Here is a 16,860-nt window from a genome sequence, read left to right on the forward strand (position 1 = left end):
GAACTCCTTGAAACTATGACTTTTTATCCGGCCAGATAACGGCACTCTCATTCATCAGCCATTTATATTCATCGACAAAAACAGGCGATACATAACGGTTTTTCTCAAGATGCCTTATCACCCATAAATAATATATCGCATGGCCCGGCGACGCCGCCTGAGAATGCGTAAGACCTTCTGTAATCAGAAGCGTATCGTTCTGTTTTGTCCTGTAAGCATCTTCGCCGAGTTCGGAAAATCCGAATCCGTTTTCAGGCAGAAACTTGTAAAAATATATTTCGGGCTGCGGGTGGTGATGAGGCGGATAGCTGGACCATTTACCGGGAAAACCTATAACTTCACCAAGAACAAGGTTTGAATAAGGTGCATTGGAATTGTCGAATATGGTCTTTACAAGCCTGGTCGATGTCTCCCTCATTGTTCCCTTGCCCCTTTCCTCGACACTGCATCCGGCTGGTTCATAAAGCTTGGGCTCAAATACCGTTTTATTTTCCGTGCGGATTATTGCGATCTCGGATTCATCAAGCGCTTCAATATTAACCCGGGTATTTTCGCTTACATGAAGGCACCATGGATTTTCATCAAAACAGCTTCCTCTTCTTATTAAACGGCTGTCTTTTCCCCATTGCAGATTTATCTCTCCCGCTAACAGCAGATACGCCTTCTCGGATTTAGAATCATCCCCGAAAGAGCCGCCTTTCATAAGCTTCAGTATTCCGAAATCCATCAGCATCTGTGGATATATACGTCCTGAAGCGGTTATCTCGTTGTAACCATTTTTGAACCCTGAGACCTGCCTGATAATCATAAACACCACCTCATTCGAAAGTAATTACAGGATAATAATAATTTTACCAGCAGTATCAACGGAAAAAGTCTTAAAGTATAAACTGTTTTTGTTTATATAAAAAAATGACCCGCTGTAATTTGGTAGGCAGCGGGCACTAAAAAAGGAGGTCTATAGCACATTGACTGTGCCATAGCTTGGTAAATTTCTATAATGCGAATCGCATAATGTCAATAAGGTAGCCGACATTACGTATCAGTCTGTTTTTCAGCATTGTTCAATATTTCCGCAATAGACCTGCCCCATTTCATACTGCCGTCTTCAAGGGCTTTCTTAAGCCCTTTAATGGATGAGGTGGTATATTTCCGTCCTGCTTCGGACGAAAGGAAATCTATGTATTCACCAAGTTCTGGATCCGTAAGCGTTCTATAGGTGTATATAAAGCCTGTAATTACCTCAGGCTCCAGTATTGCCCTGATCTTCGGCTTGAGCTGCTCAATTTCGTTCTTCATCGCCTGATAAGGCATCCTCATTTCTTCAGGCATCGAAAGATTTACCGCAGTCAAAAGGGCAATCTGCATGCCCTCTGCAATGGAAACCGCCGCTTCAGTCCCGCTGGTCGCCTGATTAAATTTTCTGATAAGTTTCATCCTGTTTTCCGGTATGGGATTGTTTTTAATATTTTTTTCGAACTCCATCCTCTTTTCAAGAATTCCAGGTGCTGAACCCGCCTCTTCAAGTTCAGTGCATCTTTTTCCGGTTGGAGAATCCAGCCATTTTAAAATTTCTTGAATATCTCTTTCGCTGAGGTTTGACTTGAAGCATGCCAGAATATCAGCTTTAACAAGCTCGGAGGAGAAAGATGTATCAATACTGTTCCTTATAGCAATAGACACCGACGGAGACATTTTATTTTTACCGGTGTCAATTTTGAGCCCCTGATCAAATCCCTCTTTCAATGCAGCCGGTATATCGGCATACTGTTTCTCCATTCCTGATTTGAAATAGAGTTCTTCCAGCATTGATGTTTTCGTTTCAGAGGCTGCCAGCATGCAGGGAAGAAAAAAGATCATTATAATTAACTCGAATTGTTTTCTTATATTCGTTGGCATACACCCTCCGGTTTTAAACATTGGCATCTTACCTCATTTGGCAGATTGTAAAAAGGACTTCATTTTGAGATATCTTATTGTCAATTATCTTATAATATGATGTAATATATTATCTAATAAATAATCAAATTTGCTTGCATTTTTAGAATAATGAGGAGAAGAACCCCATGCATAAAAATTTATTGAACCTATCAATACTTGTTCTCTTTGTCTTATTCATGACCTCCTGCATTCGAGAGGCTTATAATCTGGGAACCCCTGTCAAGTCCATGTCCATAAGGGGTTCTCTTCTCGTGACTGACCCTGTTACAGGCAGGCCCACCTACTATTCGGGCATGTACACTTCTTCAGGAACCGCCAGACTTATAAGGTTCGATTACGCACTTAACAAAGTGGAGTATTTCCCTCTTCCGGGAACAAAGGGGGTCTATGGCCTGGCTGAAGGACCGGACGGCAAGATATATTGCGGAACGATAATCCCTGCCCGGATATTCAGCTTCGACCCGGTAACACGTATCGTGACAGATCTCGGGAGCGCGGCAGGCGAGTCATATATTTTCGAGCTCAGAAAAGGACCTGACGGCCTGATATACGGATGCACGTACCCTAAAGCGAAGGTCGTGGCCTATGATCCTGTTTTAGGAGGAATAACCGATCTGGGGAGCATGCATTCGACAAGCCAGTACTGCGAGGATGTGGCCATTGCCGACAACGGTAAAATATTCTGCGGAATAGGAGCCAATATCGACCTCGTAGTCTATGATCCTGCAACTAAGGAAAAGAAGAGCATCCTCCCCGCAGGCTTTGAGGATGCGGATGCAATCGCTCTGCATACCGAAAATAACATCCTCTATGCATCGATAGACGGGACGCTTTTTATAATTGATGCGAACGACTACTCGGTTCTTTTGAAATTCATCCCGCCTGAAGGCGGATGGATAGGCACTCACATACCCAAATCCGGAGGGCCTGTCGTAATTCATGGCCTGCCCGAAGGTTTCATGAAATATAATGCTGTTGCGGGAAAACTTGAGCACTGTGATACTCCCAATTTCAAGACATATGAATACGACAGTGCAGCAGGTCTTGGATTTGTAAGGACAGGAGGGAGACAGCTCTTCGAGGCTCATAACCTTGATACGGGAGAGCTCATAAGCAGAGTGGATGTAAGCGGCGATGGTGACGGCATGGATGTATTCAGCCTTGAAACCGGTCCTGACGGGTGCATATACGGCGGTTCCGTGAGCCTTCTTCATATATTCAAATATGACCCTTCAACCGGTATTCTGAAAGACCTCGGATTCCCCTATACCTCAGGAAACGGGGAATTCTACAGCATGCACACGACCGGCGATAAAATATATATGGCGGCCTATTCCTACTCGGAGCTAAGTGTTTATACACCATCAGAGCCGTGGAACCCAGGGGTAAATCCGAAATGGATAGGTCCGGCGGGTGACGATCAGAACCGGCCGCATGCAATGACATCGTCTGCGGACGGCAGAATTTTTATCGGGAGCGAGCCTGACTATGGCGAATACGGTGGCGCGCTGTCCATATATGATCCCGTGAGCGGGTCTTTCGAAGGCCACAGAAATATCATCCCGAACCAGACTATTCTCTCTCTTACTGCAGGAACCGACGGATTAATCATCTACGGCGGATCAAGCACAAGGGGAGGCACCGGCACCGAACCCATCACAGAAAACGCCCACTTCTTCGCATGGGATGTTTTGCTTGGCAAACTGGTGCTTGACATAGTGCCCGTATCAGGAGCCGATGATATTGAAGCCCTCACGAACGCCTCTGACGGCAGGATTTACGGTTGTGCAGACTCTACTCTTTTCGTATTCGATCCGGTGCCAGGTAAAATCATTTATAAACAGCGTGTCTTTCAGGGAAGCATTACAAAAATGATTACGGGAACCGATGGTTACATCTACTGCCGGACAGGAAAATCGATAATGAGATTCAAGCCGCTCTCGGGGAAACTGAAATGGCTAAGCATCGAAACGCTTTACAGATCGAACAAGAATGGCAGAGGCCTGGCCCTCGGCCCGGACGGCAAAGTGTATTTTGGAGCGGGAACTGAACTCTATGTCATAGATAGCTTATAGAATATTGAGAATTTCCCGATCTGCCCGCATATATTGCGGGCAGAAACTATAATGTCTTGCCAGTATTGACGATACCGTATACATATATGAAACCGGTCAGCGAACCTTTACAGTAATTTATTGACAGAAAAATCGCACAGGGGAGGAATCAATATGAGTATGACCCGGCGTGATTTTATAAAAAGCTCGGCCGCTGCTTCGGGGCTTGCAGCAGGCTTTTATCCGATATTGTCATGTTATGCAAAGACGCAGCCGAATCAGAACCAGTTCCTGAAGGCACCACCTTTTCCAAAGAGCAATACAACTTCAAAGGTCTTCATCGAAGGCGTGATAAGAAATCCTGCAATCCCGTTAATCGAAACGGCACTGAGAAACGCCGCCGAATCCGCTACGGATTTTTCATGGCTAAGTAAAGACGATTCGGTTCTTATAAAACCTGTCAACAACTCGGGTGGGAAATATCCGGCCACCACTCATCCCGAAAGCATCGCGTTCATGATAAAACTCCTCAGGGAAAAAGGTGCAGGAAGGGTGATTGTAAGCGACATGGCTGGCGTCCAGCATGTAAAGCTCACAAAAAATTCCCTTAAAGGTTCAACAAGAAATCTGATGAAGAAAAACGGCATCTTCCAGTCGGCTGTCTCGGCGGGGGCCGAGGTGTATTTTCCTGAAGAAACAGGCTGGGACGCTTTTTTCGAGGACGGGCCTCAAAAAGGCACATGCTGGAAGAACGGCATCATGGTGCCGAAAATTTTAAATGAAGTCGATCATATCATCCTTATGCCTAGGGCATCACGCCATGTCCTGGCCGGATGCACCCTGGGATTGAAGGCTGCGGTAGGTTACATCAGGCATGATTCCCGGCTCGAATACCATCACGACGCTTCAACATTCTTTGAAAAGCATGTCGGAATCAACACAGTGCCGGCAATCAGAAACAGGTTAAGGCTTGTAATCACGACGGCAACGAAAATGTTCATCACATTCGGGCCTGATACCGGCAAGGTCTATGAACCTGAAACAGGGCTCGTCATCGCTTCGACCGATATAACCGCCCACGATATGGTGAGCCATGCATGGCTTGACATGGGCAGGGATAAAGACCCGGCAGGCTGCCCTCTTATTATTACAGACCCGCATGAAAACGCGGACTGGACCGTTGATATGATGAACAGGGCGGTCGTCTATATGCTGGGAGGCATCAGTGAGGCAAGAACCGCGCAGGTCCTGAAACGGCATGGATCAGGTTCCATATGGAATGACCCCACACTGAATGCCGCATTCAGGATATTCGGTACAATCCCTGACATCTCTCTGCTGAATCCTACAGGTTTGATCCCGGAAGAAATCATGAAGCAGCTTGAAGCCAGGGTATCGGTCGTGTAGTCTAATGCAGTCCACTTACCTCAGTACTGCCTTGATATATCCTCTTTGAACTTTTCCGTTATTATCTTTCGCTTGAGTTTCATTGTATGCGTCATCATGCCGTTTTCTACCGTGAAATCCTCCTTCATCAGAATGACCTTCTTGGGGATCTCGTATCCGCCGTATCTGCCTTTAAGACTTTTAGCGATCTCATCTTCCACATATTTAATAATCTCTGCGCTTGCGGCCATTTCATCAATCCTTGTCGGCAGGCCCTTGCTTTCCGCATATTTCTTGAGCAGTTTGTAGTCGGGATACACAAGGCAGATGTTGTACGGCTTTCCCTCACCGAATATCATCGCATTAAGCGCGACAGGATTGAGCTTGATATCCTCCTCGAGCGATGCAGGGAAGACATACTTGCCGTTTTCGAGCTTGAACTGTTCCTTGATTCGGCCCGTGATGTAGAGAAAACCGTCCTCGTCGAACTTTCCCCTGTCGCCTGTCCTGAACCCGCCGTCCTCTGTCATTACGGCCCTGGTTTCTTCAGGCTTTTTATGATAGCCGAGCATGACGCTCGGTCCGTAGACGATTATCTCGCCGTCGGTGGCACCAGGTTCGACGACGGACTTATCGATTTTCACAGTTATCCTGTCGAGCAGCTGTCCTACACTTCCAAGCCTGTACGATCTGAAGCAGTTCATTGTAACGCCTGGCGAAGTTTCGGTCAGTCCGTAGCAGTCAAATACAGGAATCCCTATGTCGAAAAAGAACTGCGCAACTTCGACGTTCATCGTCGCACTCGCCGTCAATGCGCCTTCCAGCCTTCCGCCGAACCTTTCCCTTATCTTCTTGAATACGACCTTGTCTGCAAACCTGAATTTGATTTCGTTTAAGAGGCTCCTGCGGCCTTCCGCCATAAGCTCCCTTCTCTCCTTGGCAGCATTCACGCCCATCATGAACAGCTTTTCCGCCATGCCGCCCTCTTCCTTTATCTTCGAGAAAAGCGCCATGTATATCTTATTGAATATCCTGGGAACGGCGATTATATATTTCGGCCTGATAAGTGCGATGTCGTTCAGCAGTGTTTCCGTCTTTTCCATGAATCCAATGGAACCGCCGAACCGGAACCATCCGTAAAGTTCAGCACACTGACCGAAGACATGCGCCCACGGCAATATGGATATGCTTACTGATGTCTCGTCGAGCTCAGGGAATTTCAAGCAGCCGCATCTGGCCATATGCGTATAGTTGCCGTGGGAGAGCAGAACACCCTTCGGATCTCCGGTCGTGCCTGATGTGTAGATTATCGTCGCCACGTCATACGGGTCCGGTTTGATTGAAGGAACGGGTTTTTTTGCGCCTTCCGCCTCCAGTGCCTTCATGGTTCCGGGCCCGTCGCCTTCGATAAGTATTATTTTTTCAAGCGAAGTTATTTCAGCGGGAAAATCCTTCACCTTCTCATAAATGGATTTTTTCGATACGAAGAGGACCTTCACACCGCTGTCCCTGATTATATATTTGCAGATTTTTATGAGTTCGGCCTCGTACATCGGAACGTATATCGCGCCCCTGCCGTATGAAGCGAAGGCAGCAATAGCCCATTCAGGACAGTTGTTGGATATGATGCCCACGGAGTCGCCTTTTTCGACACCGAGCAAGGCAAGTCCGGCGCGAAGATTGTCCACCCTCTTCCCTATTTCTGAATAGGTTGACCAGTTGAGAGACTTGCCGTCCGCTGTTTTGACTCCGAAAAGCCTGTTGTTTGCAAAACGTCTTACCCCTTCTTCGCACAGGTCCACAAGATTATCAGGTTTGTTGTACTCCCACCGCTGCTGCATGTCTTTTCTCCTTGGATTTAATTGTTTACGGATTATGAACGACTTGAACGTTCAACTCGTGATTTGCTGGATGTTCCTTGCTGACTCTTTAAACAGAATACGGCTCGAACACCTTTGGCTGACACACATCCGTCATTTACTGTGCAATAATGTCAACTCCTATATTTACACCCGAATCCTTTGTTATTCCAGCACCTATTGTTATGCTACCTTTTTTCATACCCAGCGTTTTCTTGATTGCCTGCATGTCACTGGAAGGGGCCCAGTGAATGTTGTCGAGGCTTGTATAAACCATTATGTCCTTTGCGGCGTCCTTTTTCTGTGCATCGTTCATATCGTTAAAACCTGCCGGAATGAATATCCTGAAATAAAGCCTTTTATCGAGAGTGAGGTATATCTTCTCGTTATCTGCACTCGCTATGCCGCTTTTGATATTCACAATTACGGGTATCTTGTCACCTGATTCAAAATATATTGAGTAATTGCCGATTTCGCTGTCATTGATTTCGCTTATATGGCTGTAATGGATCGTCTGGTTTGCGTCGAATTCTCTTACTATTGAATGATTGATCGCGGTACATCCGGCAAACAGGATCATTACGACAATGAATAAACCTTTCTTCATTTCCTACCTCCCGATATTATTCTTGCAGTATAGCCACAGGCTTCGCATCTTGTCCATAGCTATGCTGCATTGCCGCAATTCTTTGACAGTTGAATACAAGGAATGACTCCTGCGGTAAGTTTTATTCGACCAGTTTGATTAACAGCTTCTTTCCGAATATCTTGGAAAATGCATCCCTGTGGTTCTGAGCACCCCATGTCTCCAGGTCACAACCTCTGTCGCATTCAAGTTCCAGAATGACCGTGTTCTTATCACCCATCCTGAATTTTGCATGGGCAATAAGTCCAGCATGGCTTCTGTCCAGGCTCTCGGCAATCCGCAGCAGAATCGAATGCACCCTGATCGTTTCGATAGAGCGTGTATCAAGACCGGCCGTTTCGCCGCCTTTTCTTCCAGGAGAACCTCGTCTGTGAAAAAAGACAGAGGCCGCCATTATGGCTATCTCCTTCTGGTTGAACCCCAGAAGGTCTGCATTCCTTATGAAATAGCTGCTGTTGGCGTGGTGGTTGCTGTATGAAAGGAACGCCCCTATATCATGGAGCAGGGCAGAGTATTGAAGCAGTTCCCTCCTGCCGCTGCCCTGCCTGTGAAGCCATATATTCCTTCCCGTATCAAACATTTCAAGGCAAAGGCGCGCCACAGTCTCTGCATGATTTTCATCAAAACCGCATTTTCTGCCAAGGCTTAATACGCTCCTCATCCTTATCGATACCTCTTGAGACTCCTCTCCGTATTCCCTGTCAAGATAGTCGATAAGGAGCCCGTCCCTTAATTCACGCGAGCTGATTCTGAGCTCGTTTATCCCTGCCTGGGACATGATTGTTTCAAGGATTGCCGCACCGGCTACTATTATATCCGCCCTTTTCGGATTCATTCCCGGAACGTTCCGCCTTTCCTTGAGAGGCAGAGAACACAGAAGCTTCGATATCTGCTTCAGGTCTTTGAGCTTGAGCAGCGATTTCCTGCTTTCATCACCCTTATGGATCACCTGCCTTGCTATCTCGGCAAGACTTTGTGCAGTGCCCGAACTACCGTATGCATCCTTTATCCTGAATGACCTTATTGTCTGGACAGGCCTGATACTGGCGTTTTTTACATGTTCACAAATCATTTCATATCTTTTGGGGGTGACGGGGGCATGGACATCTTCGATAAATTTCATCGAAAGCCTTATGACACCGAGCCTCATGCTGTCGAGATAACTGTACTCCCTTCCGTCACCGATAATAATTTCCGTGCTCCCGCCGCCAATGTCTATGAAGAGCGTGGGGCCGTCTATCCTGTCGGCACGAGAAACGCCCAGGTATATGAGCCTGGCCTCTTCCTTGCCCGAGACCACGTTCATCTCGATTCCGGCCTCGTTCTTCAGCAGTTCCAGAAACTCCTTCTGATTCGATGCGTCCCTTGTCGCAGAGGTTGCAACAGCTACTATCTCGTCCGCACCAAAGGTTTTTGCCATGCCAACGAAATTTCTGCATACTGCAACCGCCCTTTCCATCGCCTCCGGTTTAATCCGGTTGTCGTCGAACTCTCCTTCTCCGAGCCTTATCATCTCTTTCTGACGGGAAAGCTCGGTATGAGACCTGCCGCCGTCAAAGCGCGCCAGCATTATGCGCACGGAATTCGTACCCATGTCTATGAACGCGACTGTTTTTGGTTTTTTTTTCTTCACCTGATCTCAATTTCTCTATCGAAAACCTTTTTCATAAGGTCCGACTTGATAAGTCCATATTTCATTTCGGTTTCCGACGGACGGAAAGTCCTCAATATAAAAGTAATCTTATCCACGGATATTTCGCATGAAAGTTTTGTTACGGCATTTGAATGCGTCCTGTCGAGTCCGTCCGCCACCCTCAGTATGGCGGAAAGCATGCTTACCTTTCTCCTGTCGTTTTCATTCAGTAATGAAAAAAATTCATGCCCTGAGTCGGGCAGAGCCTTTCTGTGATATCTTGCTATAAGCGCTGTAATAAGCTTTTCGTTCTCAGTGAAACCGGGCAGGCTGCCTTTGAGTATCATGTCCATCGAAAGTTTGTGGTGCGCGTTTCCTCCTTCCGAGATGCCTATGTCATGCAGAATAGATGCGCACTTCAATATCGTTCTGTCCTGTGACGATAGACCGTGCAGTTCTTCAAGCCCGTCAAATATCATGAGCGCCAGGTTTGCAACCTTTTTTGAATGCGCCTCTTCATAACAATGGGAAGCCGCAAGCCTTTCAGCCTGGTTCTCCATTTCATTTTCCCTTGATTCCTCTTCTTTCCTTACGGCTGTGTAATTCTTCGCTTCCAGGATCATTCTGGAGAATACATCTGGAAGGTCTTTTTTTATAACAGCGGCGGCAGCCGCCTGAACATCGTAATCCACCCTGTAATGATGCACCCTGACATCTTTCTTGGAGTTTATTTCAAGAATGGCGAACGAGGCCCTGGTGTCTCCGTCATCTGGCAGGCCAACAGTACCGGGGTTTATGAAAACCGCCTTGCCTGCCTTTCTTACGAAAGACCTGTGTGAATGCCCGCAGATTATGATGTCGAAACCGGTCTTGAGCGATATCTCGTTAAGCCTTTCAACCGGTGTTTCGGGCCCCAGGTGCTCCCTGTCCGACTCAGGGCTTGCATGAACCAGCAGAATTTTCCTTCCTCCGACTGTTATTTTTCTTCTAAGGGGCAGGTTTTTAACATATTTTCTGTTTGCCGGACAAAGACTTTCATATGAATATTTAAGCATGAGAAACTTGTCAGGATCCTTCTCATGCTTCCATAGCGCCGCCTTTTTAGGAAATTTCATGATCCTTTCATCGAAGTTTCCGGCAACGCCCAGCACTTTCTTCTTTCTGAGCATATTCACGACCTCATCCGGAAAAGCACCGAAACCCAGCATGTCGCCGAGATCCCACAACGATTCAGCGCCGTGTCTTTTTGCATGCAGCAGAACCTCTTTCAGCGCATGCAGGTTTGAATGAATGTCGCTGATAAGCGCTATTTTCACTTAAGCCTGCTCTTCGTTCGGAATTTTTTCAGCATCATAATCCGAATTCAGAAAGTCGGAGAGCGTCTGCCATACACCAAGCGATTCCTCCCATACCCTCAGAAATTCATCATAACGTTTCGCCCTGAATTCGGACCTGTCTTTTTCGAGAAGCATGATGCCGGTTCTGAGCCTCGGGATTATGCGGACATTTCCGCTGTAAACAACAGCCTTTTCAGCCTCGTCCTCAAGAAAAACCGGCAGGAAGTGCGCCCATACATCACAGTCATGTATATCGCCCAGTATTTCCTGGATCGCTTTCGCCGCCTTGATCGGTTTTCTCAGTCTTGTCCTGAAAAGCGGCTCGAAACTTTCCATCGCATATCTCAGGTGCTTGGCCGCTATCCTCATCTGATGCAGTTCCGCACTTCTCGCCGGATCCCTGATATACATCTCAAAACCGAAAAGCTCGCCCAGCAGGTTCTTTATTTCACGCGAAGCAAGCATGAACGCATAACTACCCGGTTTTTCCGGCTTGTCGAAGGCCATCGAGCCAAGCACCGTGCGGAAAAGTTCCTGCATTTCAGTCAGTATCCGGCCATCTTCCAGGCGGGTGACAGCCTTGACAACGGCTGTCTGAATCCCTGCCCTCTTCTGTGTAAGTCTAAGCAGCAGCCTTCTGATGCCCTCTTTCTGTCTCCTCGTTTCAAGGGATTCCATGAATTCAGTAAGATATATTATCTGCACATCGCAGTCGCGCGCCTCACCAAGGGCCCTTGTAAGCGACCGCACCCTTTTTCTGAACAGCATGGCCTTTGACTCGGGAAGGCATTCAGCAAAAAGTTTCAGGCGGGTCCTTAGCCTGCGTGATGCAACCCTCATCCTGTGGAGAAATTCAGGGTCTTGTGCAATCTTGACGCCTTCCGCCTCCCGCATTACAGCCTGAAGCTGCGCCGCCAGCGATTCCACGCTGAATTTTACAAACGCCCTGTCAGGAGTGACCCCATCAGCTATTTGTTCCATGATCCCCTGTTCTCCAGCAGCCATTGCTGTGAATTCATTTCATCCTGGCCTTCAGTATGAACCACCCTGGAATATGAGCCGTCGGACATGAGCAGCCATGATTTTACATTGTCATTAAGATGTACCTTGAGAATTTTATTCAAGATCGTGTTTTTGATCTTTTCATCGAGTATCGGGAACAGGACTTCGATTCGTCTGTCAAGGTTTCTCGGCATCATGTCAGCGCTTCCAAGAAACATCTCGTCTTTGCCCCCGTTTCTGAAATAAAAAATTCTGGCATGTTCAAGAAAACGCCCTACCACGGATGTGACCCTTATGTTTTCGCTTATGCCGGGGATGCCAGGCCTGAGGCAGCATATGCCTCTTACCTGCAGGTCTACCCTGACCCCTGCCTCTGATGCCCTGTAAAGCGCCTGTATGATCTTTTTATCGACAAGAGAGTTCATCTTGAACGCCAGATAGCCGTCGGATTTTTTCATGTGCCTTTCTATCTCACGCTCGATCCTGAGCAGCACCTCTTTCCTCATGCGCCCGGGCGCCACGAGCAGGCTCTTGAAATCACTCTTGGCAGAATATCCCGTAAGAGAATTGAACAGGTCGGTTACATCCTCGCCAATGACCGGATTGCATGTGAAAAGCCCGATGTCGGTATAAATGCGGCTTGTTATCGTGTTGTAGTTGCCGGTGCTCATATGGACATATCTCACAATCCCGTTTTTCTCGCGACGCACCACGAGGCAGAGCTTTGCGTGCACCTTCATTCCGATGAGGCCGTAGACCACGTGCACGCCCTCTTTTTCAAGTGCACGCGCCCAGTGTATGTTCGTTTCCTCGTCGAACCTCGCTTTCAACTCGACCAGTGCTGCAACCTGCTTGCCTTCCATCCTGGCATCCATCAGGGCGTCATAGATCGGCGAATTGACGCCTGTCCTGTAAAGCGTAAGCTTGATCGCCAGCACGTTGGGATCCTTTGACGCCTGTCTTATGAAATCGACGACGGGATTGAAGCTTTCATACGGATGGTAGAGTATGATGTCCCTGCTCTTTATCCTGCTGAAGATGTCGCCGTTTCCTGAAAATATCTTCGGAACAGACGGAATGTAGCCTGCATCCTTCAGATCCGGCCTGTTTATTTTCGTCAGCTGCATAAGGTCGGCCGTACCCATCAGCGATTTCGTGACATAGACCAGATAGGGCTCGACCTTCAGGTTCTTCATGAGGATGTCCCTGATGCGCGCGGGCATGGTCTCGTTAACTTCAAGTTTGACCGCAATCCCGAAATGCCTCATGTCAAGCCCTTCCTCGACCGTCGTCAGGAGATCGGATGCCTCGTCGTCCTCTATTTCTATATCGGCGTCCCTTGTAATTCTGAAAGGATATGAGGCATCCACCCTCAATCCGGGAAAAAGCATGTCCAGATTTGCCGCTACAACCTCTTCCAGAGGGACAAGGCAATATCTACCCTGCTTTGCCAGAGGCTCGAACTCCTGCGAGCCTTCCTTTTTATCGGGAATTGTTATGAACCTCGGAAATATGTCCGGCATCTTGAGCCATGCGAATCTGTCGCCTTTTTTCGAATCGTTTACTATTACCGCGAGATTGAGGCTCAGGCTTGAAATGTGCGGGAACGGATGTGAAGGGTCAAAGGCCAGCGGCGTCAGAACTGGGTAAATCTCCTTCTTGAAATATTCCCTCAGATAGTCTTTTTCTTCCTTTTTCAGAGACTGGTAGGAAAGCACGCTGATGCCGGCATCTTTCAGTCTGGGTTTGAGGTCTTCCTCCCAGCATATGTCCCTTTTTTCGAGCAAAGGCTGCAGCATCTTCCTGATTTCCTGAAGCTGTTCGCCAGGGAGCATGCCGTCTATCGAGCGTTCCTGCGAGTTTGACGAAAGCTGATCCCTCAGGCCTGAAACCCGAATCATGAAAAACTCGTCCAGGTTGCTTCCGAAAATGGAGAGGAACTTGACTCGTTCGAGAAGCGGCTGAGTCTGGTCAAGGGCCTCTTCAAGCACCCTGGAATTGAACATGAGCCAGCTCAGTTCACGGTTGATGTAAAGTCCGGGATCATTGAAAGTATCGGCGCCTGCCTTGATGGGAACCTTTTTCAAGGCTTTGACAGGCGCAGCACGCTTTTTAACCGCCTTGGTTTTTTTTTCTTTCTTCATTTAATATTCTTCGGCTTACAAGTCTCCTTTTCTTTACGATATTTTTTTCAGACGGAAACTGAATATTTTTTTCTCAGGATTCAGGCCTTTTACCTGTGATTAAAAAGACCGTGAATTCCCTTTCTCCTTTTCCGGCGACTTCTCTTTTTACCGTACAGGCCGTTTCGGAATTGATCTCTGTCAGCATGTTTTCAGCAAACAGATTCTGCATATGCTTGCGGTCAAAACCGTTGTGCATTACACCTGTCTTATCCCGATGAAATTCCCCGTCATCAGGGTCAAGGTCAGCTATCGCAATATGGCCGCCGGGACGGAGCATCATACACATTTTTGAAAAAAGTCCTGATATGTCTGCAATATGGTGAAAGACCATTGATGATATGATGAGGTCAAACCTGAGATCGGGTACAGGAACATTCTCAAGGTCAAGCAGCATTGTCTTTACATTTTCAATGCCGCCAGCCACGATTTTTTCAGCTAATTTCTCAAGCATTGCGGGGGCGCTGTCGGCAGCCGTAATGCTTCCGACATGAGGCTGAATGGCAAGGCTTACAAGACCGGTGCCTGCCCCGTAATCCAGAACGTCCGTCTCCTTTGAAAGAAGTATCCGGGTTATAATGGCATCGGCTATGGATCTGGTCATTGCAATCCTCTGGGGGCTGTCATCCCAGGTTGCGGCTTCCGTATTGAAATCTCTAGCTTTATTCATTTCCATCGCATCTTGTGTTATTTCAGCCAGCCACAAAGGATGTCTGTGACGTGCATAATCGAGTCTGACCCTGCCAGTAAATATGCCGCGGACCATGGGACGGTTAGGTTTGATTATTATAGCGGCCATATGGGCAAGAAAGGCAAGGAAGAACAGCACGAAGAACACGTTGTGAAGAGTTGTCGCCCACCAGACTGTCTTGAGCGGCATGTCAGGAATATACACGTTTTTAAGCACCTTTATCAGGCCTGTTACAATAAGGCCTGCGATTATGAGCGCCATGCCGACATAGGCAAGCCTCTGCTCGGGAAGATACTTGTGAAACGGGGGCTCCTCTCCCTTGCCGAAAAAGGTTTTTATAACATCTACTGACTGTTTGAAATCTCCTTTCCTGGGCAGCATTCCGTTTTCCTTAAGCATACCATGATAGACGATATGGAAAAGTGCAGCAGCGACAAAGACCACGGATGCTATGTAATGAATCTTGAGAGTGAACATGAAATCCGCCGAGAATTCCATTCCCGGAATTTTCGAAATGCCGTATCTTTTGGAAAGCGGCATCTGGAAGAGCCCGGAAAGAAACAGTACAAAACCGGAAACCGCAATGGCCCAATGCTCGAAAAGCTCTATAACGCTATGCCTTACAACAAGGTTCTTATCCTGAATTATATGAGAGTTCATTCTATTTATCCTCATCTTTGTTTCTGTTTTTAAGCGCAACCGCTCCTAATACGACACCTGCCGCAATCCCTACTGCAGGTGATGCAATGACCGCTTTTGCCGTTCCTTCGGATTTTTTCATGTTTGATTTCACTTCACCCATATGAGGCCTGCCGTCTGATTTCTTTATCGCACTGTTTATCTTCTCGAAGGGCACAGGACTTACATAAACGGTCGATGTCCCGCCGTTTTCCTTCATGCCGTAGATATAGCCTTTCATTCCGGCCGCCCTTTTCTCAGCCTCGGCATAGATTTCTTCCTTCTTCCCGAATATGACCGCATTTTTCGGACAGGCCTCGACACAGGCGGGTTTTTCGCCTGCAGAGATCCTTTCTTCACACATGTCGCACTTGAACATGACGCCGTTTCCCATGAGCTCGGGTGCCACATCGAGATAAAGCCCCACGCCCGACTGCCTTTGCGGTATGCCCCAGGGGCAGACCGTCTTGCACTTGGCGCCTCCGAAGCAGAGGCTGCTGTCGATGACGACCGCTCCGGTTTTGCTCTTGTGATTTGCGGAAAACGGACATATGAGAGCGCAGGCAGGCTTGTCGCAGTGCATGCAGCGTCTGGGGATGTTCATTGTCTTTTCCCCGCCGTCAACATTGAGCCTGACCTTCTGAATGAAAATCGGATTATAGGGTGTCAGCCTGTCGGTAACATCTTTCTTCTTCGACCAGTCCTCGACGATTTTTGTTGGATAAGGAACCGGAATCGGGTCAACAGGTTCCGGAACTTTGGCAACATTTATTGCCCTGCATGCACTTACGCATGCCGGAGTGTCCTTTCCCGGACACCCGTCGCAAAGGCTGAGGTCTATGAGTGTTGCGTGACCCTGTTCCTGAGAGGCCTCTGTTTTTGACGGAACTGCTAATCCCGACGCAGCTGCAAGACCTGTAAGCGTTTTCAGGAAAGACCTTCTTGATATACCCATTTTCTGCATATCGTCTCCTTTGATATTCAATGCCGTAATCAATAAATCTCTCATATCATCAGGATTCGATAAGCTCATTGATATACATCAAGAATATATAAGTTCTTCTTTCAACAGAATCCTGACATGATATTTTCAGTTATATCCAGCTGCTTCGGACGGAAGCCTGCAGCTACCATCATTGGCCAGATCTGTTCCCGCAGCTACCATGTCTGAATGCTGAGGATTTCTTCTGAAAAAAGTTACGGCGTATGAACAGCTCGGCCTGATTTTTAAATTTCTATCCTTTGCATATTCAAGAACTCTTCTCATGAGCTTCTCTGCGATTCCCCTGCCCCTGAGAGAAGGGTCGACAAAGGTGCGAAAAATGTCAATTACGTCATCACCCGCCATTTCGTATTCAGCCCTGCATTCAAGGCCGTTTATTTGACAGGAGAAACTGCCGCCTTCTTCGTCATGGACTATACCGGTTTCTTCTTTAGTATCCATATAAAT

13 protein-coding genes are annotated in these 16,860 nt (G+C 47.5%); 2 read left to right on the forward strand and 11 right to left on the reverse strand.

Annotated features, from left to right (window positions below):
- Window positions 1-13: 13 nt before the first annotated feature.
- Complete coding sequence (locus VIS94_01235; GenBank protein HEY9159695.1) at window positions 14-808, reverse strand: 5-deoxy-glucuronate isomerase; 795 nt, start codon at window positions 806-808, stop codon at window positions 14-16.
- 227 nt (window positions 809-1,035) lie between these two features.
- The gene (locus VIS94_01240) at window positions 1,036-1,899 is read right to left on the reverse strand and encodes a hypothetical protein (GenBank protein ID HEY9159696.1); all 864 of its coding nucleotides are present in this window, start codon (window positions 1,897-1,899) and stop codon (window positions 1,036-1,038) included.
- Between the two features lie 167 nt (window positions 1,900-2,066).
- Between VIS94_01240 and VIS94_01245 the strand changes: the two genes are divergently transcribed.
- Both VIS94_01245 and VIS94_01250 read left to right on the forward strand, forming a co-directional pair.
- Window positions 2,067-4,016: a hypothetical protein gene (locus VIS94_01245; GenBank protein ID HEY9159697.1), complete on the forward strand. Its 1,950-nt coding sequence runs from the start codon at window positions 2,067-2,069 to the stop codon at window positions 4,014-4,016.
- A gap of 153 nt (window positions 4,017-4,169) precedes the next feature.
- Window positions 4,170-5,402 carry a DUF362 domain-containing protein gene (locus tag VIS94_01250; GenBank protein HEY9159698.1) on the forward strand — a complete coding sequence of 411 codons (1,233 nt, stop codon included), beginning with the start codon at window positions 4,170-4,172 and terminating at the stop codon, window positions 5,400-5,402.
- A 20-nt stretch (window positions 5,403-5,422) separates the two neighbouring features.
- Here VIS94_01250 and VIS94_01255 read toward each other — a convergent pair whose 3' ends face one another.
- The 9 genes from VIS94_01255 to VIS94_01295 all read right to left on the reverse strand — a co-directional run bounded on the left by VIS94_01255 (window position 5,423) and on the right by VIS94_01295 (window position 16,854).
- Window positions 5,423-7,222: a long-chain fatty acid--CoA ligase gene (locus tag VIS94_01255; protein ID HEY9159699.1), complete on the reverse strand. Its 1,800-nt coding sequence runs from the start codon at window positions 7,220-7,222 to the stop codon at window positions 5,423-5,425.
- Between the two features lie 136 nt (window positions 7,223-7,358).
- A complete protein-coding gene (locus VIS94_01260; protein HEY9159700.1) occupies window positions 7,359-7,847 on the reverse strand; it encodes a hypothetical protein in 489 nt (162 codons plus the stop codon).
- A gap of 121 nt (window positions 7,848-7,968) precedes the next feature.
- Window positions 7,969-9,519, reverse strand: a complete 1,551-nt coding sequence (locus VIS94_01265; protein HEY9159701.1) for a Ppx/GppA phosphatase family protein — start codon at window positions 9,517-9,519, stop codon at window positions 7,969-7,971.
- Window positions 9,516-10,835, reverse strand: a complete 1,320-nt coding sequence (locus VIS94_01270; GenBank protein ID HEY9159702.1) for a YfcE family phosphodiesterase — start codon at window positions 10,833-10,835, stop codon at window positions 9,516-9,518. Before VIS94_01270 ends, VIS94_01265 begins: the two co-directional genes overlap by 4 nt.
- Entirely contained in the window at window positions 10,836-11,837 is a 1,002-nt protein-coding gene (locus VIS94_01275; protein ID HEY9159703.1) for a CHAD domain-containing protein, read from the reverse strand.
- Window positions 11,825-14,002, reverse strand: coding sequence for a polyphosphate kinase 1 (gene ppk1, locus VIS94_01280; protein HEY9159704.1), 2,178 nt, complete (start codon window positions 14,000-14,002; stop codon window positions 11,825-11,827). Before ppk1 ends, VIS94_01275 begins: the two co-directional genes overlap by 13 nt.
- A 73-nt stretch (window positions 14,003-14,075) precedes the next feature.
- Window positions 14,076-15,392 carry a methyltransferase domain-containing protein gene (locus tag VIS94_01285; protein ID HEY9159705.1) on the reverse strand — a complete coding sequence of 439 codons (1,317 nt, stop codon included), beginning with the start codon at window positions 15,390-15,392 and terminating at the stop codon, window positions 14,076-14,078.
- 1 nt (window position 15,393) lies between these two features.
- Window positions 15,394-16,374, reverse strand: a complete 981-nt coding sequence (locus VIS94_01290; protein ID HEY9159706.1) for a 4Fe-4S dicluster domain-containing protein — start codon at window positions 16,372-16,374, stop codon at window positions 15,394-15,396.
- 126 nt (window positions 16,375-16,500) lie between these two features.
- Window positions 16,501-16,854 carry a GNAT family N-acetyltransferase gene (locus tag VIS94_01295; GenBank protein HEY9159707.1) on the reverse strand — a complete coding sequence of 118 codons (354 nt, stop codon included), beginning with the start codon at window positions 16,852-16,854 and terminating at the stop codon, window positions 16,501-16,503.
- Window positions 16,855-16,860: the final 6 nt, after the last annotated feature.

The sequence above is a fragment of the Desulfomonilia bacterium genome (assembly GCA_036567785.1).
Taxonomy (GTDB): domain Bacteria; phylum Desulfobacterota; class Desulfomonilia; order UBA1062; family UBA1062; genus DATCTV01.